Annotated in this window: 22 protein-coding genes; 11 read left to right on the top strand and 11 right to left on the bottom strand. The window is 68.6% G+C overall.

Annotated elements, in window-relative coordinates; translation table 11 throughout:
- Nucleotides 1-105: 105 nt before the first annotated feature.
- Genes ACSQ9I_RS03150 through ACSQ9I_RS03140 form a run of 3 tightly spaced genes read right to left on the bottom strand, consistent with a single transcriptional unit; the run spans nucleotide 106 to nucleotide 2802 of the window.
- Entirely contained in the window at nucleotides 106-462 is a 357-nt protein-coding gene (locus tag ACSQ9I_RS03150) for a DUF2946 family protein (protein WP_436312255.1), read from the bottom strand.
- A gap of 29 nt (nucleotides 463-491) precedes the next feature.
- Nucleotides 492-1496 carry a TraB/GumN family protein gene (locus ACSQ9I_RS03145; protein ID WP_436312254.1) on the bottom strand — a complete coding sequence of 335 codons (1005 nt, stop codon included), beginning with the start codon at nucleotides 1494-1496 and terminating at the stop codon, nucleotides 492-494.
- Between the two features lie 55 nt (nucleotides 1497-1551).
- Nucleotides 1552-2802, bottom strand: coding sequence for a cystathionine gamma-synthase family protein (locus tag ACSQ9I_RS03140; RefSeq protein ID WP_436312253.1), 1251 nt, complete (start codon nucleotides 2800-2802; stop codon nucleotides 1552-1554).
- Nucleotides 2803-2854: 52 nt separating this feature from the next.
- On the opposite strand from ACSQ9I_RS03140, the gene ACSQ9I_RS03135 reads away from it, so the two are divergent.
- Together ACSQ9I_RS03135 and ACSQ9I_RS03130 are read left to right on the top strand one after the other, a co-directional pair.
- The gene (locus ACSQ9I_RS03135) at nucleotides 2855-3268 is read left to right on the top strand and encodes a VOC family protein (protein ID WP_436312252.1); all 414 of its coding nucleotides are present in this window, start codon (nucleotides 2855-2857) and stop codon (nucleotides 3266-3268) included.
- A gap of 22 nt (nucleotides 3269-3290) precedes the next feature.
- Complete coding sequence (locus ACSQ9I_RS03130; protein ID WP_093105188.1) at nucleotides 3291-4451, top strand: toxin-antitoxin system YwqK family antitoxin; 1161 nt, start codon at nucleotides 3291-3293, stop codon at nucleotides 4449-4451.
- Between the two features lie 171 nt (nucleotides 4452-4622).
- Here the strand turns inward: ACSQ9I_RS03130 and ACSQ9I_RS03125 are convergent, their stop codons facing one another.
- The 3 genes from ACSQ9I_RS03125 to ACSQ9I_RS03115 are packed head-to-tail and all read right to left on the bottom strand — an operon-like array spanning nucleotide 4623 to nucleotide 7614.
- Complete coding sequence (locus ACSQ9I_RS03125) at nucleotides 4623-5597, bottom strand: Bug family tripartite tricarboxylate transporter substrate binding protein (protein WP_436312251.1); 975 nt, start codon at nucleotides 5595-5597, stop codon at nucleotides 4623-4625.
- Between the two features lie 41 nt (nucleotides 5598-5638).
- Nucleotides 5639-5869: a hypothetical protein gene (locus ACSQ9I_RS03120; protein ID WP_093105183.1), complete on the bottom strand. Its 231-nt coding sequence runs from the start codon at nucleotides 5867-5869 to the stop codon at nucleotides 5639-5641.
- Nucleotides 5866-7614, bottom strand: coding sequence for an FAD-dependent monooxygenase (locus ACSQ9I_RS03115; RefSeq protein ID WP_436312250.1), 1749 nt, complete (start codon nucleotides 7612-7614; stop codon nucleotides 5866-5868). The genes ACSQ9I_RS03120 and ACSQ9I_RS03115 overlap by 4 nt, the downstream gene beginning before the upstream one ends.
- 74 nt (nucleotides 7615-7688) lie before the next feature.
- Here ACSQ9I_RS03115 and ACSQ9I_RS03110 point away from each other — a divergent pair, with 74 nt between their 5' ends.
- On the top strand, nucleotides 7689-8486 hold the full coding sequence (locus ACSQ9I_RS03110; RefSeq protein ID WP_093105179.1) for a LuxR C-terminal-related transcriptional regulator: 798 nt from the start codon (nucleotides 7689-7691) through the stop codon (nucleotides 8484-8486).
- A gap of 110 nt (nucleotides 8487-8596) precedes the next feature.
- Nucleotides 8597-8767 carry a hypothetical protein gene (locus ACSQ9I_RS03105; RefSeq protein ID WP_436306248.1) on the top strand — a complete coding sequence of 57 codons (171 nt, stop codon included), beginning with the start codon at nucleotides 8597-8599 and terminating at the stop codon, nucleotides 8765-8767.
- On the opposite strand, the gene ACSQ9I_RS03100 is transcribed toward ACSQ9I_RS03105, so the two are convergent.
- Nucleotides 8758-9780 (bottom strand): fumarylacetoacetate hydrolase family protein, encoded by a 1023-nt coding sequence (locus ACSQ9I_RS03100; protein ID WP_436312249.1) that lies wholly within the window; start codon nucleotides 9778-9780, stop codon nucleotides 8758-8760. The two genes, ACSQ9I_RS03105 and ACSQ9I_RS03100, sit on opposite strands and share 10 nt — an antisense overlap.
- A 98-nt stretch (nucleotides 9781-9878) precedes the next feature.
- Between ACSQ9I_RS03100 and ACSQ9I_RS03095 the strand changes: the two genes are divergently transcribed.
- Nucleotides 9879-10994, top strand: a complete 1116-nt coding sequence (locus tag ACSQ9I_RS03095) for a DUF3108 domain-containing protein (RefSeq protein WP_436312248.1) — start codon at nucleotides 9879-9881, stop codon at nucleotides 10992-10994.
- A 121-nt stretch (nucleotides 10995-11115) separates the two neighbouring features.
- On the top strand, nucleotides 11116-11394 hold the full coding sequence (locus ACSQ9I_RS03090; protein ID WP_170855562.1) for a BTH_I0359 family protein: 279 nt from the start codon (nucleotides 11116-11118) through the stop codon (nucleotides 11392-11394).
- On the opposite strand, the gene ACSQ9I_RS03085 is transcribed toward ACSQ9I_RS03090, so the two are convergent.
- The gene (locus ACSQ9I_RS03085) at nucleotides 11388-12461 is read right to left on the bottom strand and encodes an AbrB family transcriptional regulator (protein WP_436302646.1); all 1074 of its coding nucleotides are present in this window, start codon (nucleotides 12459-12461) and stop codon (nucleotides 11388-11390) included. The two genes, ACSQ9I_RS03090 and ACSQ9I_RS03085, sit on opposite strands and share 7 nt — an antisense overlap.
- Before the next feature lie 62 nt (nucleotides 12462-12523).
- On the opposite strand from ACSQ9I_RS03085, the gene ACSQ9I_RS03080 reads away from it, so the two are divergent.
- Nucleotides 12524-13339 carry a ChaN family lipoprotein gene (locus ACSQ9I_RS03080; protein ID WP_436312247.1) on the top strand — a complete coding sequence of 272 codons (816 nt, stop codon included), beginning with the start codon at nucleotides 12524-12526 and terminating at the stop codon, nucleotides 13337-13339.
- On the opposite strand, the gene ACSQ9I_RS03075 is transcribed toward ACSQ9I_RS03080, so the two are convergent.
- Nucleotides 13323-14657 carry an aminotransferase class III-fold pyridoxal phosphate-dependent enzyme gene (locus ACSQ9I_RS03075; protein ID WP_436294433.1) on the bottom strand — a complete coding sequence of 445 codons (1335 nt, stop codon included), beginning with the start codon at nucleotides 14655-14657 and terminating at the stop codon, nucleotides 13323-13325. The two genes, ACSQ9I_RS03080 and ACSQ9I_RS03075, sit on opposite strands and share 17 nt — an antisense overlap.
- 91 nt (nucleotides 14658-14748) lie before the next feature.
- Here ACSQ9I_RS03075 and purU point away from each other — a divergent pair, with 91 nt between their 5' ends.
- From purU to ACSQ9I_RS03055, 4 genes are read left to right on the top strand one after another with little or no spacing between them, the layout of a single operon-like run.
- Nucleotides 14749-15594: a formyltetrahydrofolate deformylase gene (gene purU / locus ACSQ9I_RS03070; RefSeq protein ID WP_093105164.1), complete on the top strand. Its 846-nt coding sequence runs from the start codon at nucleotides 14749-14751 to the stop codon at nucleotides 15592-15594.
- Nucleotides 15595-15607: 13 nt separating this feature from the next.
- Nucleotides 15608-17083 (top strand): FAD-linked oxidase C-terminal domain-containing protein, encoded by a 1476-nt coding sequence (locus tag ACSQ9I_RS03065; protein WP_436312246.1) that lies wholly within the window; start codon nucleotides 15608-15610, stop codon nucleotides 17081-17083.
- A gap of 17 nt (nucleotides 17084-17100) precedes the next feature.
- The gene (locus ACSQ9I_RS03060) at nucleotides 17101-17451 is read left to right on the top strand and encodes a CidA/LrgA family protein (protein WP_093105159.1); all 351 of its coding nucleotides are present in this window, start codon (nucleotides 17101-17103) and stop codon (nucleotides 17449-17451) included.
- 3 nt (nucleotides 17452-17454) lie between these two features.
- A complete protein-coding gene (locus ACSQ9I_RS03055; RefSeq protein WP_436312245.1) occupies nucleotides 17455-18180 on the top strand; it encodes an LrgB family protein in 726 nt (241 codons plus the stop codon).
- A 41-nt stretch (nucleotides 18181-18221) separates the two neighbouring features.
- On the opposite strand, the gene ACSQ9I_RS03050 is transcribed toward ACSQ9I_RS03055, so the two are convergent.
- Both ACSQ9I_RS03050 and ACSQ9I_RS03045 read right to left on the bottom strand, forming a co-directional pair.
- On the bottom strand, nucleotides 18222-18638 hold the full coding sequence (locus ACSQ9I_RS03050) for a YXWGXW repeat-containing protein (RefSeq protein WP_093105154.1): 417 nt from the start codon (nucleotides 18636-18638) through the stop codon (nucleotides 18222-18224).
- A 119-nt stretch (nucleotides 18639-18757) separates the two neighbouring features.
- On the bottom strand, nucleotides 18758-20038 hold the full coding sequence (locus tag ACSQ9I_RS03045; RefSeq protein WP_436312244.1) for an SGNH/GDSL hydrolase family protein: 1281 nt from the start codon (nucleotides 20036-20038) through the stop codon (nucleotides 18758-18760).
- Nucleotide 20039 lies beyond the last annotated feature (1 nt).

Raw genomic sequence — 20039 nt, 5'->3', positions numbered from 1 at the left:
CGCCAGGGCCAGGGATTTCTCTCTCACGGATTCTCTCCAGAACTTCAGGCCAGGTCGGCCGGCAGCCGGCACCCCGCGGGTGCTGCGCTGCGACGAATGAAAAGTTCAGGAGAAGGAAGGCGGCCCGCGCGCGGGCAGCGGCGCGGCGGTGGCCGCGGCGATGCGTGCGGCCGGAATGGGCTGGACCGCATGGGCCAGCGGGAGAGGACTCGGCAGCGCAACCGCTGCTGCGGGTGGCGGCGCGCCGGTCAACACGCACAGCGGGCAGTCCATGTGGCTCATGTCCAGCTCCTGCGCGCCGTCGTCGGTGTGCACGACCATCTTGACGGCGCCGGCACTGGAACAGACCAGCTCCACCGCCTGCGGATTCACGATCGGCGAGGCGACCGCCACGCCCAGCGACAGCGCGAACCACAGCAGCACGAAGCGGCCGAGGTGGCGGGCGTGGCGCAGGCAGGACATGAGGCGGCGATTATCGGCCAGTCCTGCGCTCAAGGGCCGGGCACCGCCGCCGTCACGCGAAAGCCGCGCGCCGCCAGCAGCGCCGGCAGGCCCGTCGGTCCGACCATGTGCAATGCGCCGACCGCGCCGAACACGCGCTGGCCCCGCGCATGCAGGCGCGCGATGCCATCGGCCAAGCCGGGGTTGCGATCGTCGAGCAGGCGCTTGAGCGCGCGCCGATCGGCGGGCGTGCGCATGCAATCGCACCATTGCGTGTAGCTGTCGAGCCGGGCCCAGTCGTTGCGCGCCCAGGCCTGCGCCAGCTCGCCCGCTAGCGCGCCGGTCCGGCCCGATTCGAGTTCGTCGAGGGCCTGGTCGATCTGCTCGCCCTCCTCCGCCTCGGAATCGCCGCCGAGCATCTTCAACTGGTCCGCTGCGGTCTCGAGCGCGACGATGGGCTTGCCGCGGGCGCGCGCCAGGCCGGCGAGAAAGGCCTCGCTGCCGTAGTCGCCATACAGCCCCTCGGAGCGCGCCGCGAGCATCGACAGCGTCGTGACCTGCAGGATCGGCCGCAGCCGGGCCAGCGCGCCCTGGGGCAGGCAGGCGGCGGCAGCTTGCCGGTCCAGGCGGCGCTGCCGTTCCGGCGTGAGCACGCGCGCGCTGGCCGCCTGGTCAGCTGGCGCGCTGAACACGGCCAGCGTCGCCGGATCGAGCAAATCGAGTTCGAGCGCCAGCGTGTCGCTCTGCATCAGCGCGCGCAGCACGCGCGGCCCCGGCACCATCCACTCGGCCTTGCCCAGGTGCATGGTGCCGTAGAGCCAGGAGCTGCGGCCGTCCTTCTCGATGCGCCACAAGAGGCCGCGGTCGATCGCCTGCTGCATCGCGCGCCGCATGGCCTCGGCCGACAGGTCGGGCATGGCGGCCGGCGGCGGGCAGAAGGGCTTGGCGCTGCCTTCGTCGGCCGCAAAGGCGGGCGCGGCGCCGGCGCACAGGAACGCGAAGCCGAGGGCACACAGCGGACGATGCCAGCGCAGGCGGGAAAGCCAGCCGGTCATCAGGCAACCTCCGCGCTGCGCGCTGCGGTATTCGCCTTGGGAGCGGCCCGGCGGCTCATGCCAGCGCCGCCGCGAAATCGGCGACCAGATCGCTCTCGCGCTCGAGCCCGACCGAGACGCGGATCAGCCCCTCCGCAATGCCCATCTCGGCCCGCCTCGCGAGACCGGCCTCCCAGAAGATGGTCGGCGCCACCGGAATGATCAGCGTGCGCGTATCGCCCATGCCGGTCGCCTTGATCGGGATCTGGAGCCGGTTGATGACGGGTATGCAGGCCTGCGGATCCTGCAGCTCGAAGGACAGCAGCCAGGCGCCCGAAGCGAAATGTGCGCGCGCCAATGCATGCTGCGGATGCGATTCGAGCATCGGGTAGTGCACGCGCGCCACCGCCGGATGGCTCTCCAGGAAGCGGGCCAGCGACAGGGCCGTCGCGCTGCTCTGCGCGACGCGCAGGGCCAGGGTTTCGGCGCCGACGGCGATGCGATGGGCATGGTCTGAGCTCAACGAGCCGCCCAGGTCGCGCAGCCCCTTCTTGCGCAATTGCACCAAGCCCCACTGCTTCGCATCGCCCTGGCGATAGCCGACAAAGATGTTGGGGAAGCCGCTCCAGTCGAAGAGGCCGGTGTCGGTCACCGCACCGCCAAGCGCATTGCCGTGGCCGGCGATGGTCTTGGTCAGCGAGTTGAGCGACAGGCTCGCGCCCACCGTCTTCGGCCGGAACAGGGCCGGCGAGGTGATGGTGTTGTCCACCACGTAGACGAGGCCGCGTTCGGCGCAGAGCCGGCCGATGCCCGCCAGGTCGGGCACCTGCGTGCCGGGGTTGGCGATGGTCTCGACGAACACCATGCGGGTCGCGGGCGTGAGCGCATCGGCCACCGCTGCCGCCGACGACGCGTCGACCAGGCCCACTTGAATGCCCAGCCCCTGGAGCGTGCCCAGCACGCTGTGGGTGTTGCCGAACAGATGACGGCTCGCGACCAGGTGGTCGCCTGCGCGCAGCAGCGTCAGGAACACGGCCGAGACCGCGGCCATGCCGGTCGCGAAACAGACGGTGCCCACGCCCTCCTCGAGCGCCGTGAGCTTGGCCTCCAGCGCCGCGGTGGTCGGCGTGCCCTGGCGCGCGTAGTTGAAGCGGTTCTTCAGCGTGCCCTGGAACACGCCGATCAGGTCTTCGACGCGCTCGTAGCCGTACTGCACCGACGGGTGCACCGCCATGTGCACGCCGCCCTGCTCGACGCCGAAATGGCGGTCGGCGTGCAGCAGCCGAGTGGTGGGATCAGGGGCGGGAGGGGCGGCGGGCGAGGTCATCGGAGTTGTATCCATGGGTGTCAAAGCGAAGCGGCGCGGCTATGCTTGTTACATGCGCAGCATATTTCACCTTGCCTTCCATGTCCGCGATCTCGATGAGGCGCGGCGCTTCTACGGCGGCCTGCTCGGCTGTGTCGAAGGCCGCAGCACCGACACCTGGGTCGACTTCGACTTCTTCGGCCACCAGATCTCGCTGCACCTCGGAGAGCCCTTCGCCACCTCGCGCACCGGCCACGTCGGCGACGTGCTGGTGCCGATGCCGCACTTCGGCATCGTGCTCGAGCTGCGCGCGTGGCGCGCGCTGGCCGAGCGCCTGCAGGCGGCCGGCACCGACTTCGTGCTGAAACCGCAGGTCCGCTTCGAAGGCCAGCCGGGCGAGCAATGGACGATGTTCTTCTGCGACCCCTTCGGCAACCCTATCGAGGCAAAGGGATTCCGATCGCTGGACACCGTCTACGACGCATGACCTGAACTTCATCCGCTTCGCCATGGTCACTTCTCTGCGCATTGCCGGACTCGTTGCCGTATTCGCCGCCCTCTTCCATCCCGCCGCGCATGCGGTGCAGGACTGCGAGCTCAACGGCCAGAGCGTGAATCCGGCCAACGGCAACACCACCGCAGGCAAGACCGGCCTCATGCGCTGCAAGGACCGCGACAGCGGCGAGCTGATGCGCGAGCAGCAGATCCAGAACGGCGTCTTCATGGGCCTGGTGCGCTACTACGACAAGGGCAAGCTCGTGAAGGAGCACAGCGTCAACGCCAACGGCAACATGCAGGGCCGCGCACGCGAGTTCTCGCCCACAGGCCGCGTGCTGCGCGAGGCGATCTACGAGAACGGCCATGAAACCGGCCTGACGCGCAGCTTCCATCCCGGCGGCCAGGTGCGCCGCATCGCCTTTTATGCCGAGCCGGGCGAACGTGCCTCGGCCGAGTTCACCGAGCGCGGCCAGTTGTCGGCACTGCGCTGCGGCGACAAGCCGATGCTGGCGCCGGCGGTCGACGATGCACGGCTGTGCGGCTTCGTGAACGGGCCCTCGCAGGTGGAGCTGTTCGACAGCAAGGGCACGCTGCGTTCGCGGCTGGCCTATGCGGCCGGCAAGCGGGTGCGCAGCGAGGAGCTCTACGACAACGGCAAGCCTTCGGTGCAGGACGAGATCAGCGGCAACCAGCGCACCGAACGGCGCTGGTCTTCGGATGGCATCAAGCGCCGCGAAGTGGTCTTCCTGCTGGTCGAACGCGGCGCGATCAGGCAGCGCGAGCAGGAGTTCTCGGAAAAGGGCACGCTGGTGCGCGACCAGCGCTGGAACGCGGCCGGCGAGCCGCAAAGCGACGAGAGCTACTACCTCAACGGACAGCCGCGCAGCAAGGCCCGCTACGGCACGGCCGGCGATGCGCGCCAGCTGGAGATCACCGAGTTCCACGACAACGGCCAGCGCGCCGCGCTCGGGCGCTACCTGCTCATCGACCGGTTCCGCCGCATCGCCGTCGGCACGCACCAGCGCTTCAGCGACAAGGGCACGTTGATGGCCGAATCGATCTACGACGACAAGGGCCGCGTCACGCGCGAACGGACCTGGGATGCCGACGGCAAGCCGGAGCGCGACGACGAGGTGTTCGAGGACGGGTCGCGCAAGGCCTTCGCGAAGTAGCGCTCACCCCCCAGGCTCCCCCACTTCGTGTGGTCCGCCAACCCCCTCGCCGGGGGCGACACCAGCGGCCCGGCAAAGCCGGTTCCGCGGTGTTCCCCGAACAGGCCTGGCTTCGCCGGCCGCGAGGGGGTCATCGCTGCAGACCTAGCCACCGAGCTGCTGGTGAAGTCTTCAATCCAGCTTGATCCCCGCCGACTTGATGATCGGCCCCCAGCGCTTCGACTCGGCACGCGACAGCGCAGCGAATTGCTGAGGCGTCCCCGGCATCGCCTCCATCCCGAAATCGCTGAAGCGCTTCTGCACTGCCGGCACGCCGAAGGCGCGGTTCAAATCGGCGTTGAGCTTGGCGACCACGGGCGCCGGCAAGCCGGCCGGGCCCAGAATCCCCTGGAACGCGAATACCTCGCTGTTGGGCACGCCCACTTCGGCCAGCGTCGGCACCTCCGGCAGCAGCTTCGAGCGCGCGCCCGAACCGATGGCCAGCACGCGCACCTTGTTGCCCTGCATGATCGGAAGGCCCGAGGCAAGGTCGAGGAACATGCACGGCACCTGGCCGCCCATCACGTCGGCCATCGCCGGCGCCGCGCCGCGGTAGGGAATGTGCGTGATGAAGGTCCCGGTGCGGTTCTTGAACATCTCCATCGCCAGGTGGTGCGGCGAGCCGTTGCCGGGCGAGGCGTAGTTGACCTTGCCGGGGTTGGCCTTCACGTAGGCCAGGAAGGCCTTGAAGTCCTTGGCCGGGAAGTCCGGATGGACCACCAGCGCGAGCGGGAACCTGCCGATGGCGCCGATGTAGCTGAAGTCCTTTTCGGGGCTGAAGGGCAGCTTGCTGAACAGGTATTCGTTGAAGGCCAGCACCGCGTTGTCGGCCGACATGATGGTGTAGCCGTCGGGCTTGGCCTTGGCGACCAGGTCGGCGCCGATGTTGGTCGAGGCGCCGGGGCGGTTGTCGATGACGATCTGCTGGCCCAGCGTCTGCCGCATGGCTTCGGCCAGGGTGCGCGCGATCACGTCGGTGCCGCCGCCGGCCGGATACGGCACCACCCACTTGATGAGCTGCTCGGGGTAGTTCTGCGCGCGCGCCCACGGTGCGGCAGCGGCAGCCGCGCTGGCGGCAAGGGTGGTGAGCAGGGTTCTGCGATCCATTGGAAAAGTCTCCTGGGTTTTAGTGAGTTGGCGTGAAAGGGTCAGCTCGCGCGCTCGTCGGCCGGCGCGGCAGACAGCGAGGGTGTGGGCAGTCGGTCCAGCGCATGCGCCAGCGCGGCCCGGCAGCGCGCTTCGTCGCCGACCTGCTCGAACAGCAGCAGCGCGAGCCGGGCAAGGAACAGCGATTCTCGTTCCACGCCCGCCTCGCTGATGGCGCGCGCGCAGTCGGCGTAGAGTCGGTCGCGCGCTTCGGGGCTCAGTGCAGCAGTCATGCGGCCTCCTTTGTTGCCAATGCGGATGCGCGCGCCAGCGCCTGCGAGAGCGCGCCCGGCGGCACGCGGCGCCAGCGCGCGGCGACGTGGCCGTCGGGGCGCAGCAGATAGACGGCGCCGTCCTGCGCGCCCAGGGCCGCGAACACCGCGGCATCGGCGGCGCCCGGCGGCAGCTTGCGCAGCACCGCCTTCAGCGGGCCGGCCTGCGCGGCCGCGAGTTCGGCTTCGAGCGCGGCGTCTTTTTTGCGATCGATGTTGAGCACGAGCACGGTGAACACCGGACCCAGCCAGTCGGTGAGATGCAGCTCGGCCGACAGCTGCTGCTCGGGCATCGCTTCGCCCGGCTTGGGTCCGGCCGAGAGTTCGTCGCTCGCGCTGGACAGCGCCGAGGCCTCGTATTGCACCGCCTGCGTCTGCCGCGGATTGATCAGGTTCGCGATCTCGCGGTGCGCGCCCGAGAGCGAAAGCGCGGCTTCGCGCAGCAGGTCGAAGCCGCGCGAAGGCGGCGACATGAATTCGGTGCTGCGCATCGCGCTTTCGGCATTGATGTGGAAGGCCGCGATGCGCTCCTGCGAGTAGCTGTCGAGCAGAGCGGCATCGGACACGCCGCGCGCCACCAGCGCCAGCTTCCATGCGAGGTTGTCGGCATCGTCGAAGCCCGAATTGAGGCCACGCACGCCGAAGATCGGCATTGCGTGCGCGGCATTGCCGGCGAAGAGCACGCGCCCGTGGCGGTAGCTGTCGAGCGTCATCGCGCCGGCGCGGTAGACCGAGGTCCAGACCGTCTTCCAGGGCAGGTGGCCTTCGCCGATGGCTTCCAGATGGCGCTGCACGAATTCCTGCACCGCAGCGGGCTGCAGCGCCTCCTCGGTGCTCTGGCCGGCGCGCAGCTGGTAGTCGATGCGCCAGATGTCGTCGGGCTGGCGATGCATCAGCACGGTCGAACCCGGGTTCCAGGGCGGATCGAACCAGGCGCGGCGCTCGGTGGGGTGCGTGCTGTGCAGCTCGATGTCGATGATCACGTAGCGGCCCTCGTAGGCCGTGCCCTCGAGATTGAGGCCCAGCGACTTGCGCACGAAGCTCTGGCCGCCGTCGCAGCCGACCAGCCACCGGGCCTGCAGCGCGTAGCTGCCGAGCGCGTTGTGCGCCTGCAGCCGCAGACCTTCGTCATCCTGCGCGAAGCCGGCAAGCTCGGTGCCCCAGCGGATGTCGATCGTTCCGGGCGATGTTTCGTTGCGGCGATGGATCGCGTCCAGCAGGTACTGCTCGATGTAGTACTGCTCGAGGTTGATCATCGGCGGCAGCTTCTGGCGCTCGTCGTGCGGCATCTCGAAGCGGAACACCTCGTCGGTCTTGTAGAAGCTACGCCCGCCGGTCCAGGGCAGGCCCTTGGCCAGGAAGGCCGGCAGCGCGCCGAGGCGTTCGATGATCTCCAGGCTGCGGCGCGAGATGCAGGCCGCGCGGCTGCCGACGCAGACCGTGTCGTCGGCTTCCAGGATCACGCTCTTCATGCCGTGGTTGGCCAAGCCCAGCGCGAGCGACATGCCGACCGGGCCGCCGCCGGCGATCACGACCGGATGGCGGCCCGGTTCGACGCCGTCCTCGAGCGCCGGCAACCGCGGATCGAAACGCGTGTAGTGGAAGTCGCCGACCGACGGCGGCAACTCGCCGGCCACCGGAGGCAGCGGCCCGGTGGCGGCATCGCCGGCGCGTGCGGCGGGCTTCGGGGCGACAGCGGTGTTCATGCGAAGGGATTGTCCCGATGCCTTCCTTCCGCCGATGTCGTAACTTCGTACGAAGTGTTAACCCTGAGATCCCCATGAGGCGCTGGCCTCTTCGCGCCGCCGAGCATGCGCTGGCGGCCCCCGTGGTCAGCGGCGTGCTCGCCGGCGTCGGCACGCCGCACCTGGCGGCCAGCTACCTCGGCGCCATGCACCGCGTGCTGCCGGTGACCTTCTGCACCGTGTTCGCGGTGAGTGCCACCGGCCGCATCGAAACGGTGTCCGCCGCGAGCACCTACGGCAACACGGCCGAGCGCACTTCGGAGCGCTACGTGGCGCAACGCTTCGACCTGCTCGATCCCAACATGGTCTGGCTGGCGAAGCGCAAGCTGCCCAAGCGCCCGCAGCTGTGGCTCGGCCACCAGCGCGCCGAGGAGGTGGCAGACCCGGCCTATCGCGCCGCCTGCTACGGCGACGTCGGCATCCGCGAGCGCGCCTCGATCCTGCTCTTGTTGCCGACCGGCCAGCGCACGGCGGTGAGCTTCTACCGCAGCCTCGCCCAGCCCGATTTCGGCGACGCCGATTTCGCGCTGCTCGAAACGCATGCCACGCTGCTGGCCGATGCCACGCTCGCGCACGGCCGCAGCGCCATGGCCGCGCGCGAGGCTGCCGAGCCCACGCTGGCCACGCGCCTGCTCGCTCTGAGCCTGCGCGAGCGGGAGGTGATCGGCCACCTGATGGCCGGCAAGACCGCCAAGGAAGCGGCGCGCGAGATCGGCATCGAGCTCACGACGGTGCGGACCCACCAGTACCGCGCGTTTCGGCGGCTGGGGATCGGAAGCCTGAAGGCCTTGCTGCGCGGTGCCTCTCAGCCGATCGTGTCGCCAAAAGCGTAAATTTGTGACACGTTCCAACTTCATGTCGCTGGCAGCGACGCGCAAGGGCCGACATGTTGTCAAAATCAAAAAATGACGACACGTTGAATTGACCTGTCGCCGCCGGCAACCTGGTCAACAAGCAGATCGCGCAGCGCCAGGCGGCGTCACGCTACCTGAAGGATCTGGTCGGCGTGGGCGTGCTGGCAGAAGTCCAGGCGGGCAAGGAAAAGCTCTTTACCCATCCCAAGCTCATTCAGCTTCTGAAGCGAGATGGAAACGAATTCGCGCGTTATGGCTGACCGGTGCTGCCCGGCGCCGACACTTCCTGATCGATCGCGCCGAAGATCGACTGCCCGTCCTTGCCCTTCATCTCGATCCGGATCGTGTCGCCGTACTTCATGAACTCGGTCGCCGGCTGGCCGTCCTGGATGGTCTCGATGCAGCGCTTCTCGGCGATGCAGCTGTAGCCCTTCGGCCATTCGGTGCGGCCGTTCTTCTCGACACCCTTGTTGCTCACCGTACCGCTGCCGACGATGCTGCCGGCGCGCACGTTGCGCGTCTTGGCGATGTGCGCGATCAGCTGGCCGAAGTGGAAGGTCATCTCCTCGCCCGCGTCGCACATGCCAACCTTGCGGCCGTTCCAGGTGCTCTGCAGCGTGAGGTGTACGCGGCCGCCCCGCCAGGCCTCGCCCAGCTCGTCCGGCGTAACGGCCACCGGGCTGAAGGCGGTCGCGGGCTTGCTCTGGAAGAAGCCGAAGCCCTTGGCGAGCTCGGCCGGGATCAGGTTGCGCAGGCTCACGTCGTTGGCGAGCATCACCAGGCGGATGCCGTCGAGCGCTTGCGCGGGGCTCGCGCCCATCTTCACGTCGCCGGTGACGACGGCGATCTCGGCCTCGAAATCGATGCCGAAGGCTTGGCTCGCGACCACGATGCGGTCGCAGGGGCCGATGAAATCGTCGCTGCCGCCCTGGTACATCAGCGGGTCGGTGTAGAAGCTTTCGGGCACCTCGGCGTTGCGCGCCTTGCGCACCAACTCGACGTGGTTGAGGTAGGCCGAGCCGTCGGCCCACTGGTAGGCGCGCGGCAGCGGCGCCATGCATTGCGTGGGATCGAAGGGGAAGGCGTGGCGCGCGCGGCCGGCGTTGAGCGAATCCGACAGGTCCTGCAGCTGCGGGCTCATGAAGCCCCAGTCGTCGAGCACCTGCTGCAGGCGGCTGGCGATGCCGGTGGCGTAGTGGGCGCTGGCCAGGTCGCGCGAAACGACGACCAGTTGGCCGTCGCGCGAGCCGTCTTTGAGGGTGGCGAGTTTCATGGGTGGCGGCGGATGCCGGCACGGCATCGCTACTAAACTGATTGAACGGGCGGCAGTGTACCGAGCGAACCTTGGCGCCGCGTTCCGATCCACATCCGATGCCCCCGCACGCCCTCCCCGCCCAGCCCCCGGTTCCGCGCCCGCCCTGGCGCGGGCTGGCGCTGCTGGCGGCTGCCGTGCTGCTCGCCCACCTGGCGCTGCTGGGCCTGGCACCCATGGCCGTGGGGCCGCATCCTTCGCCGCTGGCCAACAAGTTCAGCACGCGCACCATCGTCATCGCGCCGCCGGCTGCGGAGCCGGTGGCGCCGCAGCCTGCAGCCACCGCCAAGCCTCCACCCCCCAAACCCGCGCGCCCGCGCCCTGTGGCCCGTCCGCAGGCGCCCGCCCCTGCGCCCGAGAGTCCGGCGGCGGCCGAGGCGGTCGGACCGGATCTGACGGCCCAGGCGCCGGTCGAAGCCGGCGTTCCCGCGGAGCCCGCGCCGGAGGCGGCGGCCCCGGCACCCACTGAGGGCGCATCGGCTGCGGCCGGCGGCAGCGCCGCAGGCCAGGCCGAAGCACCGGTACCGCAGCGCATCCCGGGCTCGGTGCGGCTCGCCTTCGCGGTCACCGGACAGCAGGGCACGGCGCCGATGCAGGGCGTGTTCGGCAACCTGACCTGGCTGCAGGATGGCCAGCAGTACGACGCCCAGCTGTCGCTCAACTTCCTCTTCCGGACCATCCGTAGCCAACACAGCAACGGCGTGATCGGCGCCAACGGCATCGAACCGGCACGCTTCTTGGACAAGCGCAGGAACGAGGTGGCCTCGCACTTCATGCGCGATCAGGGCACGGTGGTGTTCAGCAACAATGCGCCGAGCGTGCCGCTGATGCCGGGCGCGCAGGATCGGCTGAGCGTGATCCTGCAACTCGGCGCCTTGATGGCCGGCGATCCGGGGCGCTATCCGCCCGGTGCGGCTTTCGCGATCCAGACGGTGGGCCCGCGGGACGCCGACATCTGGATCTTCAAGGTCGAAGACGATGAAAAACTGAGCCTGCAGGCCGGCGAATTCACTGCGCGCAAGCTCACCCGCAATCCGCGCAAGCCCTTCGACGACAAGGTCGAGCTCTGGCTGGCGCCTGAACTCGGCTATCTGCCGGTGCGCATCAAGCAGACCCAGAGCAACGGCGATTTCGCCGATCTGCAACTGCGCAGCGTGGAGTCGATGCGTCCCTGAAGCCGAATGAAGTACAAAAAATCACGGCCTGTACCTACAAAACAACAGCCCATATTGAAACTGGCGCGTTGATTGCTATCTAACCAACATGAATGCCATCGACATCCTCACTGGACCCGCCATGCAAATGCTTTACGACTCCGACTCCTTCGTCGTCGTGCACGTGCAGCCGACCGAAGGCGACTCGCCGGTAGCGCCCGACATTCCGGTGCTGGCGCGCCACGGCTTCGAGATTGTGGACAAGCGCTCCGGCAAGGAGGTCTACCTCGACGGTTCCTGGGCCGAACTGTTCCAGCAGCAGATTGCCGCCTGGCAACTCAACACGCCGACGCAGGAAGAAGTCGAAGACACGCTCGAGGGCTACGCCGAACTGGCGCACACGCCCGTCCTCGTTCACTGAGCGCCGCGGCGCTTTCCATAGAGCTGACCGTACATCGGTCCGACGATCAAGAGCACGGCCACCAGCCGGCACACCTGAAACGCCGTCACCACCGGCACCCCCAGCTGCAACACCTTCGCGGTGATCGCCATCTCGGCGATGCCACCGGGCGAGGTGCCCAGGATCATGGTGGCCGGATGCAGCCCCGTGCCCAAGGCCAAGAGCCACGCGAACGCGCCACAGAGCGCGATCATCGCCAGCGTGCCGAGCGCCACCGTGGCCAGCCAGCGCGGCGCCGTGTGCAGGAACTCGCGGCTGAAGCGCACGCCCAGGCTCACCGCGATCACCAGCTGGGCCGCATTCGACAGCCACACCGGCACGGCCGACAGCTGCTGGCCGGCCATGGTGAATCCCATCGACACCACCAGCGGTCCCATGAACCAGGGGTTGGTGCGCCCCGCGATCCGCATGACCAAGCCGCCGATGCCGGTGGCCGACGCGAGCAGCGCCAGCCCGCCCCAGCGCACCTCGCGCACGCTGGCCACATTGATTTCGAGCCCGTGCAGCCCGCTCCATTGCATCGCGAACGGAATCGCGATCGTGACCAGCACCAGCCGCAGGCTGTGCGCGGCAGCGACCAGATCGGTGCGCGCGCCAACGCGTTCGGCCAGCAGCGTCATTTCGGACGCGCCGCCGATCGCACCTGCGAAGTAAGTCGTGGCTCTCATGGAACGTGCGGGCACATGCGGCATCCGATCCGCATGCAAGCGCTGCAAGCTCCAACCGAAGGCCCAGCCCAGCGCCAGCGCCCAGACGATGGCGAGCACGATGGCCCACCACACGCCAGCCACCAGAGCGACCACCTGCGGCGTGAAGTAGAGGCCCAGCGCGACGCCGATCACCCACTGCCCCGCATTGCGCAAGGGCGTGTGGCTGGCGGTCGGCGCGCCGGCGATCGAGGCCAGGGACACCGCCAGCAGCGGCCCGATCATCCAGGGCAGCGGCGTGTGCAGGGCAAGGCAGAGGCCGGCCGCCACGAGTGCAAGCAAGAGCGTGGCGAGGACGCGAACCGAAAAGCGGAGGGACACGGACAGGAAAACGGGGAAATGGACGGCGGCGCGCTGCGGCCGCCGTCGCATAGTATGGCTCGATGCTGTTTCGACGCTCTTTCACACCGTCCTTGATCGTGGCCGCGGCCATCCTCACCGGTTGCACGGCCTTCGCGCCGCGCGCGGATGCACCGGTCGCCCAACGCGCGATGGCGCTGCTGCCGGCCGACGCGCTGCTGCTGGGCGAACAGCACGACGCCGCCGAACACCAGGTGATCGAGCGCGAGACGGTCGAGACACTGGCCGCACGCGGCCGCCTGGCCGCCTTGGCGCTCGAGATGGCGGAAGAAGGCGCGACCACGGCTGGCCTCGCGACCACTGCGACCGAAGCGCAGGTGCAGGCCGCGCTGAACTGGAACGAGAAGGCCTGGCCCTGGAGCGCCTACGGCCCGGCCGTGATGGCCGCGGTGCGCGCGGGCGTGCCCGTCGTCGGCGCCAACCTTCCGCGCGAACGCATGAAGAATGCGATGGCCGACGTGTCGCTCGATGTGCAGCTCGGCAAGGAAGCGCACAAGGCGCAGCAGGACGCGGTGCGCAACGGCCACTGCAACCTGCTGCCCGAATCGCAGATCGGCCCGATGACGCGCATCCAGATCGCGCGCGACCGCGCGATGGCACAGGCGATCGTCAAGGCGCGGGTGCCGGGCAAGACCGTACTGCTGCTGAGCGGCGCCGGCCATACCGCCAAGGCGCTCGGCGTGCCGCAGCACCTGCCGAGCGACCTGGCGGTGAAGACGGTTCAACTGCAGGCCGGCGTACCGATGACATCGCGCGAGCCTGGCGCCTTCGACGCCGTGTGGCTCACGCCTGCCTTGCCGGAAAAAGACTACTGCGCCGGGGTCAAGCGTTCTTCTTGATGGAGTCGGCCAGCGTGTTGACCAGCGTGTCGATATGCGACTTCTCGACGACGAAGGGCGGTGCGATCACGATCACGTCACCCGCCGGCCGCACCAGCGCCCCCTTGTGATAGCAGTCCAGGAAGATGTCGTAGGCCCGCTTGCCCGGTGAGCCCGCGATCGGCGCGAGTTCGACCGCAGCGGCCAGGCCCAGGCTGCGGATGCCGATCACGTTCGGCAGGCCCTTGAAGGTGCTGTGGAAGGCATCGCCCAGCACCTTGCCCATTTCGCCCGCGCGCGGGAACAGCTGCTCCTTCTGCAGCAGCTCGAGCGTCGCAATCGCTGCCGCGCAAGCCACCGGATGGCCCGAATAGGTGTAGCCGTGGAAGAACTCGACCACATGCTCGGGCGCCGAGGTGTTCATCATCGCGTCGTACAGCTTGTCGCGGCAGATCACGCCGCCCAGCGGGATCACGCCGTTGGTCACGCACTTGGCAAAGTTCAGCATGTCGGGCACCACGCCGTAGTAGTCGGAGGCGAAGTTGGTGCCCATGCGGCCGAAGCCGGTGATGACCTCGTCGAAGATCAGGAGGATGCCGTGCTTGTCGCAGATCTCGCGCAGCTTCTGCAGGTAGCCTTTGGGCGGCAGGTACCAGCCGGCGGAACCCGCCACCGGCTCGACGATGATCGCGGCCACGTTGCTCGGGTCGTGCAGCGGCAGGATGCGCTGCTCCAGGTCGGCCAGCGGATCCTCGGCCCACACCGGCTCCTGGTTGTGGATGTAGGCATGGTTCACCGGATCGTGGATGAAGCGCATGTGATCCACGCGCGGCAAAAAGGCCGAACCGAACACCTTGCGGTTGCCCGGAATGCCGCCCACCGACATGCCGCCGAAGCCGACGCCGTGGTAGCCCTTCTCGCGGCCGATGAAGAGATTGCGGTGCCCTTCCCCGCGCGCGCGGTGGTAGGCCAGCGCCACCTTCAGCGAGGTGTCGGCGGCTTCGCTGCCGGAGTTGCAGAACAGCACCTTGTTGAGGTCGCCCGGCGCCATCGCGGCGATCATCTCGGCGGCCTTGAAAGCACGGTCGTTGCTGACCTGGAAGGCGGTCGCGTAGTCGAGCGTGTCGAGCTGCTTCTTGATCGCCTCGTTGATGGGCTTGCGGTTGTGGCCCGCGCCCACGCACCAGAGCGAGGAGATGCCGTCGATCACCTTCTTGCCGTCATGGGTGGTGAACTCCATCCCGTCGGCGGCCACGAAGACCCGCGGGTCCTTCTTGAAGTGGCGGTTGGGGGTGAAGGGCAACCACTGGTTGTCCATGGTGAAGTCGTTGTAGGCCATGGGTCACTCCTGCCGGGGAGGCGCTGAAGGGGAGAAGGGCATTTTGGCACCGGCTGCGTTGCCCGGCAGCCCTGCGACAATCTCCGCCCTTATGACCCCCGCGTACATCCTCACCCTTTCCTGCCCCGACCGCACCGGCATCGTCCATGCCGTCTCAGGCTTTCTGCTCGAGCGCGGCGGCAACATCGAAGAAGCGGCGCAGTACAACGACCACGGCACGGGCCTGTTCTTCATGCGCGTGCGCTTTGCCTGCGACCAGAGCGAAGCCGCCTTGCGCGAGCAGATCGCCGGCCTGGCCCAAAGCTTCGACATGCGCTGGAAGCTGCACGCCGCGGCCGAGCCGATGAAGACCGTGATCCTGGTCAGCAAGGAAGGCCATTGCCTCAACGACCTGCTGTTCCGCTGGAAGAGCGGCCTGCTCGCGATCGACGTGCGCGCCATCATCTCGAACCACCGCGACTTCTACCAGCTGGCCGCCAGCTACAACGTGCCCTTCCACCACATCCCGGTGACGGCCGCGACCAAGGCCCAGGGCGAGGCGAAGCAGCTGGAGATCATCGAGGCCGAAGGCGCCGAGCTGGTGGTGCTGGCGCGCTACATGCAGATCCTCAGCAACGAGCTGTGCACCCAGCTGGCCGGCCGCGCCATCAACATCCACCATTCCTTCCTGCCCAGTTTCAAGGGCGCCAAGCCCTACTACCAGGCGCATGACCGCGGCGTGAAGCTGATCGGCGCCACCGCCCACTACGTGACCGCCGATCTCGACGAGGGTCCGATCATCGAGCAGGACGTGGAACGCGCCGACCACACCGACACCGTCGAAGACCTGACGGCGCGCGGCCGCGACACCGAGAGCCAGGTGCTGGCCCGCGCCGTGAAGTGGCACAGCGAGCACCGCGTGCTGCAGAACGGACACCGGACGGTGGTGTTCAAGTAGTAGAGTCTTTTCCATGAACGCGCTCCACGCCTCCGAACGCCAGTCGCAGGTGGTGCGCGCGCTGCAGGCCCACCTGCCCGCGCATGCGCTGATCTGGAACGCCGAGGACACCACGCCCTACGAGTGCGATGGCCTCACCGCCTACCGCCAGCGGCCGCTGGCCGTGGCCTTGCCGGAGACCGAGGCGCAGGTTGCGGCCGTGCTCAAGACCTGCCACGCGCTCGGCGTGCCCGTCGTGGCGCGCGGCGCGGGCACCGGGCTCTCGGGCGGCGCGATGCCCAACGCCGTCGGCGTCACGCTCTCGCTGGCCAAGTTCAACAACATCCTGAAGATCGACCCGGTCAGCCGCACCGCGGTCGTCCAGTGCGGGGTGCGCAACCTCGCGATCAGCGAGGCGGCCGCGCCTTTCAACCTCTACTACGCGCCCGACCCCTCGAGCCAGATCGCCTGCACCATCGGCGGCAACGTGGCCGAGAATTCGGGCGGGGTGCACTGCCTCAAGTACGGCCTCACGCTGCACAACGTGCTGCGCGTGCGCGGCTTCACCGCCGAAGGTGAGGCGATCGAGTTCGGCAGCGAGGCGCTCGATTGCGCGGGCCTGGACCTGCTCGCGCTCGTGATCGGCAGCGAAGGCATGCTGGCCGTGACCACCGAGGTCACCGTCAAGCTGGTGCCCAAGCCGCGGCTCGCGCGCTGCATCATGGCCAGCTTCGACGACGTGCGCAAAGCCGGCGATGCGGTGGCGGCCGTGATCGCGGCCGGCATCATCCCGGCGGGTCTCGAGATGATGGACAAGCCGATGACGGCCGCGGTCGAGGACTTCGTGCGCGCCGGCTACGATCTCGACGCCGAAGCCATCCTGCTGTGCGAATCCGACGGCACGCCCGAGGAGGTCGAAGAAGAGATCGGTCGCATGAGCGCCGTGCTGCGCGATTGCGGCGCCACCGCGATCTCGGTGAGCCGCGACGAGGACGAGCGCCTCAAGTTCTGGAGCGGCCGCAAGAACGCCTTCCCGGCCTCGGGTCGCATCAGCCCCGACTACATGTGCCTCGACTCGACCATCCCGCGCAAGCGCCTGGCCGACATCCTGCTCGCGATCCAGCAGATGGAGAAGAAGTACAACCTGCGCTGCTGCAACGTGTTCCATGCCGGCGACGGCAACCTGCATCCGCTGGTGCTCTTCGATGCCAACGACCCCGACGAGCTGCACCGCTGCGAGCTCTTCGGCGCCGACATCCTGGAGACCAGCGTCGCGATGGGCGGCACGGTGTCGGGCGAGCACGGCGTGGGCGTAGAGAAGCTCAACAGCATGTGCGTGCAGTTCACGGCCGAGGAGAACGAGCAGATGTTCGGCGTCAAGCGCGCCTTCGATCCGGCAGGTCTGCTGAACCCCGGCAAGGCCATTCCCACACTGCAGCGCTGCGCCGAGTACGGCCGCGAAGTGGTGCGCGGCGGGCGCGTGGCGCATCCGGACCTCCCTCGCTTCTGAATGAGAAGGCACGCACGATGAACGGCTTGCGCGGCCTGGCCTGGCTGCTCGTGTTCCAGTCGATCGGCGAAGTGCTCTCTCGTGGCTTGTCGCTGCCGCTGCCCGGGCCGGTACTCGGCTTGATGTTGCTGCTCGGCGCGCTCTACTTCCCCGCGGTGCGCGAGCCGGTGGCCGAATGCGCGAGCTTCATGCTCGCGCACCTGTCGCTGCTGTTCATTCCGGTCGGCGTCGGTGTGATGACGCATCTCGCGCTCCTCGGCCAGTACGGTGGGCGCATGCTCTTCGTCGTCGTGCTGTCGACCTGGATCGGGCTGGCGGTGACCGTGCTGGTGCTCCACGGATTCAACCGCAAGAAGAACAAGACCTGAGCCGTGCCGCGCTTCGTCGAACTCTGGATCTATCTCTCGGCCACGCCGCTCTTCGGCCTCACGGCCACGCTGGTGGTCTACCTGCTGGCAAACGCGGCCTACGCGAAGCTGGGCAGCGCGCCCTGGGCCAACCCAGTGCTGTGGTCGGTGATCGCGCTCGCGGGCGGGCTGCTGGCCACGGGCGTGGACTACCCGAGCTACTTCGCGGGCGCGCAGTTCATCCACTTCCTGCTGGGTCCGGCGGTGGTGGCGCTGGCCTGGCCCTTGTGGCAGCGGCGCGCCGAACTGCGCGCGCGCTTTGGCCGCCTTTTGCTCGCGGCGCTGGCAGGCGGCGTGGCGGCGGGCGGATCGGCCGTCGCGCTTGGCTGGGCGGTGGGCCTGCCGCACGACGTGGTGCTCTCGCTCGCGCCCAAGTCGGTCACGGCGCCGGTGGCCATGGGCATCTCGGAAAAGATCGGCGGCATTCCGGCGCTGTCTGCAGTGTTCGCGGTGCTCACCGGCATGATCGGCGCGCTCTCGGGGAAGTACCTCTTCGACGCGCTGCGCATCGGTACCGATGCCACCGGCTATGCGGCGCGCGGCTTTGCGCTCGGCACCACGGCCCATGGCATCGGCGCGGCGCGTGCGTTGCACGTGGATGCCGATGCGGGCGCGTATGCAGGCTTGGCGCTGGGCATGCAGGTGGTGCTGGCTGCGTTGCTGATGCCGCTGGTGTTCCGGATGCTCTAGAAAGAAAAATGCCCGCCGAGGCGGGCGTCCTTCCTGGCTACTCAATTTCTGTTCGGATTGTTAGGCCGGCTATCGTAGCGATTGGGCACGCCGTCGTTGTCGCGGTCGCGGTCGTAGCGGTTCGGCACGCCGTCGCGGTCGCGGTCCCAGCGGCCGCGGTTGTATTCCCAGCGGCCATCGCGTTCACGCCATTCCGGCGCACGGTAGGCATAGCCGGATCGTGCGCGAACCCATCCGCCGCGAACCCAGACATGGCGCCCACCATGCCACTCGTAGTGGCCGGGCGCCCACACATAGCCGCGGCGCGGCGGCGGCATGCGTTCGGAGCGCGGCGGCGGTGGCGGCGTCTGGATGATGACCGCGGGCTGGGCCTGCGCGGTGGTCGGTATCGTCACGGCGGCGCCCACCGAAAGAAGGGACGCGGCGCCCACGGCCAAGGTGACAGCAAGTTTTTTCATGGGGGTGCTCCTCATGAGTTGTTGGAGCCTTCATCGTCCCCGGCCGATGTGAAGCCCGTGTAAGCCTCACGCGAAATCTTGCGTAAAGCTGTGTCACCTCTTGCTGCCTGCCGAAGGCGCTATTCCCGCAGTTCGCGCACGTCGATGGCATCCGCCATCGCGGCATAGCCGGCGTTGCCGGGATGCAAGTGATCACCCCCGTCGTGGAGCGGATCGAGCGCCGCCGGATCGGCCGGATTGCGCAAGGCCCGATCGAAATCCACCACCGCATCGACGTCCTGGCGGCCGCGGATCCAGCGGTTCACCGCCTGCCGGCGAATCTCCTTTTCCTCGCTCCAGGAGACCGCGCCCTTGAAGGGCGTGATGGTGCCCAGCAGCACCTTCACGCCCTTGGCATGCGCCTCCTCGATCAGCTGCTGCAAACCGGCCGTGATCTGCTCGGCGCTGGGCGGATGGAACACCGGCGCGAGCCCCTGTACCGCGATGGGCAGGCTGAGGCCGATGTCGTTGATGCCGATCAGGATCACCGCATGCGTGACGCCGCTTTGCGCCAGCACGTCGCGCCGGAAGCGCTCGATGCCCCGCGGGCCGACGCCATCGGTGAGCAAGCGGTTGCCGGCGATGCCGGCATTGATCACCGCCACGGACCCGGCACTGCCGGGCTGCTCGCGCATGCGCGTCGCGAGCCGGTCCGGATAGCGCGAGGGCAGCGCCTGCCCCTCGCCGGCACCCAGGCCTTGGGTGATGGAGTCGCCGAATGCGACCACCACGCGCGGCGCGGCCGGGCTGGCGACGTCGAGGCCGGTCACGATGTGGTTCCATGACGACGGCGTTGCATTGCGCCACTGCGGCTGCATGAACGCAGGCCCCGGCACCATCGATGTGCTTCCAAGATGATGCACGGTCGCGAAGGACGTGCGCGCCTCGACCTGAAAGCTCACCGCCACGGCCTGCCCGGGCTCGACACCGAGCCGTGCGCCATCGCTCCAGAGCTCCTCGCCCGGAGCGATCGTCGCGCTGGCCAGGCCACCGAAACGCAGGTCTTGCAGCGTCGCCGGCGACACCGCATCGGGGCCGGTGCTGCGCGCCACGCTGGCGCCGACGATGCGCAAGGGCTCTTTGCCGAACAGGTTGGAAAAGCGAACACGTACGCGCTCGCCGCCCAGCGTCGGCAACACGCGCAGGCGCAGGGTCTGGCCGTCGAAGACAGGGGGCGGCGCACCCGCCGGCGAAGTCTGGATGCCGGGGAGCGCGGGCGCCTTCAGGTAGTCCTGCGGCGCGGCGGCCCAGCTGGCGACCCAGCGAATGGCGGGCACTGCCCGCGGCTGGGCCGGCAACGCGACGGGCAGAAGGCTCAGCAGCAGCGCGGTGCAGGCGACGAATCGTGAAACCAGGTTCATG

Origin of the sequence: Variovorax sp. LjRoot84 (genome assembly GCF_964254305.1) — a bacterium.
In the GTDB taxonomy this organism is placed as follows: Bacteria; Pseudomonadota; Gammaproteobacteria; order Burkholderiales; family Burkholderiaceae_C; genus Variovorax.
Note: the sequence above shows the minus strand (reverse complement) of the source record. Positions and strands in the feature narration are given on the sequence as shown.

What these genes read in the sequence shown, in the direction of transcription:
- ACSQ9I_RS03150 (WP_436312255.1), bottom strand. Translation starts at nt 462, where the DNA reads ATGTCCTGCCTGCGCCACGCCCGCCACCTCGGCCGCTTCGTGCTGCTG.
- ACSQ9I_RS03045 (WP_436312244.1), bottom strand. Translation starts at nt 20,038, where the DNA reads ATGAACCTGGTTTCACGATTCGTCGCCTGCACCGCGCTGCTGCTGAGC.
- ACSQ9I_RS03080 (WP_436312247.1), top strand. Translation starts at nt 12,524, where the DNA reads ATGCTGTTTCGACGCTCTTTCACACCGTCCTTGATCGTGGCCGCGGCC.
- purU (WP_093105164.1), top strand. Translation starts at nt 14,749, where the DNA reads ATGACCCCCGCGTACATCCTCACCCTTTCCTGCCCCGACCGCACCGGC.
- ACSQ9I_RS03115 (WP_436312250.1), bottom strand. Translation starts at nt 7,614, where the DNA reads ATGAACACCGCTGTCGCCCCGAAGCCCGCCGCACGCGCCGGCGATGCC.
- ACSQ9I_RS03135 (WP_436312252.1), top strand. Translation starts at nt 2,855, where the DNA reads ATGCGCAGCATATTTCACCTTGCCTTCCATGTCCGCGATCTCGATGAG.
- ACSQ9I_RS03050 (WP_093105154.1), bottom strand. Translation starts at nt 18,638, where the DNA reads ATGAAAAAACTTGCTGTCACCTTGGCCGTGGGCGCCGCGTCCCTTCTT.
- ACSQ9I_RS03125 (WP_436312251.1), bottom strand. Translation starts at nt 5,597, where the DNA reads ATGGATCGCAGAACCCTGCTCACCACCCTTGCCGCCAGCGCGGCTGCC.
- ACSQ9I_RS03140 (WP_436312253.1), bottom strand. Translation starts at nt 2,802, where the DNA reads ATGACCTCGCCCGCCGCCCCTCCCGCCCCTGATCCCACCACTCGGCTG.
- ACSQ9I_RS03090 (WP_170855562.1), top strand. Translation starts at nt 11,116, where the DNA reads ATGCAAATGCTTTACGACTCCGACTCCTTCGTCGTCGTGCACGTGCAG.
- ACSQ9I_RS03060 (WP_093105159.1), top strand. Translation starts at nt 17,101, where the DNA reads ATGAACGGCTTGCGCGGCCTGGCCTGGCTGCTCGTGTTCCAGTCGATC.
- ACSQ9I_RS03100 (WP_436312249.1), bottom strand. Translation starts at nt 9,780, where the DNA reads ATGAAACTCGCCACCCTCAAAGACGGCTCGCGCGACGGCCAACTGGTC.
- ACSQ9I_RS03095 (WP_436312248.1), top strand. Translation starts at nt 9,879, where the DNA reads ATGCCCCCGCACGCCCTCCCCGCCCAGCCCCCGGTTCCGCGCCCGCCC.
- ACSQ9I_RS03075 (WP_436294433.1), bottom strand. Translation starts at nt 14,657, where the DNA reads ATGGCCTACAACGACTTCACCATGGACAACCAGTGGTTGCCCTTCACC.
- ACSQ9I_RS03120 (WP_093105183.1), bottom strand. Translation starts at nt 5,869, where the DNA reads ATGACTGCTGCACTGAGCCCCGAAGCGCGCGACCGACTCTACGCCGAC.
- ACSQ9I_RS03130 (WP_093105188.1), top strand. Translation starts at nt 3,291, where the DNA reads ATGGTCACTTCTCTGCGCATTGCCGGACTCGTTGCCGTATTCGCCGCC.
- ACSQ9I_RS03065 (WP_436312246.1), top strand. Translation starts at nt 15,608, where the DNA reads ATGAACGCGCTCCACGCCTCCGAACGCCAGTCGCAGGTGGTGCGCGCG.
- ACSQ9I_RS03145 (WP_436312254.1), bottom strand. Translation starts at nt 1,496, where the DNA reads ATGACCGGCTGGCTTTCCCGCCTGCGCTGGCATCGTCCGCTGTGTGCC.
- ACSQ9I_RS03110 (WP_093105179.1), top strand. Translation starts at nt 7,689, where the DNA reads ATGAGGCGCTGGCCTCTTCGCGCCGCCGAGCATGCGCTGGCGGCCCCC.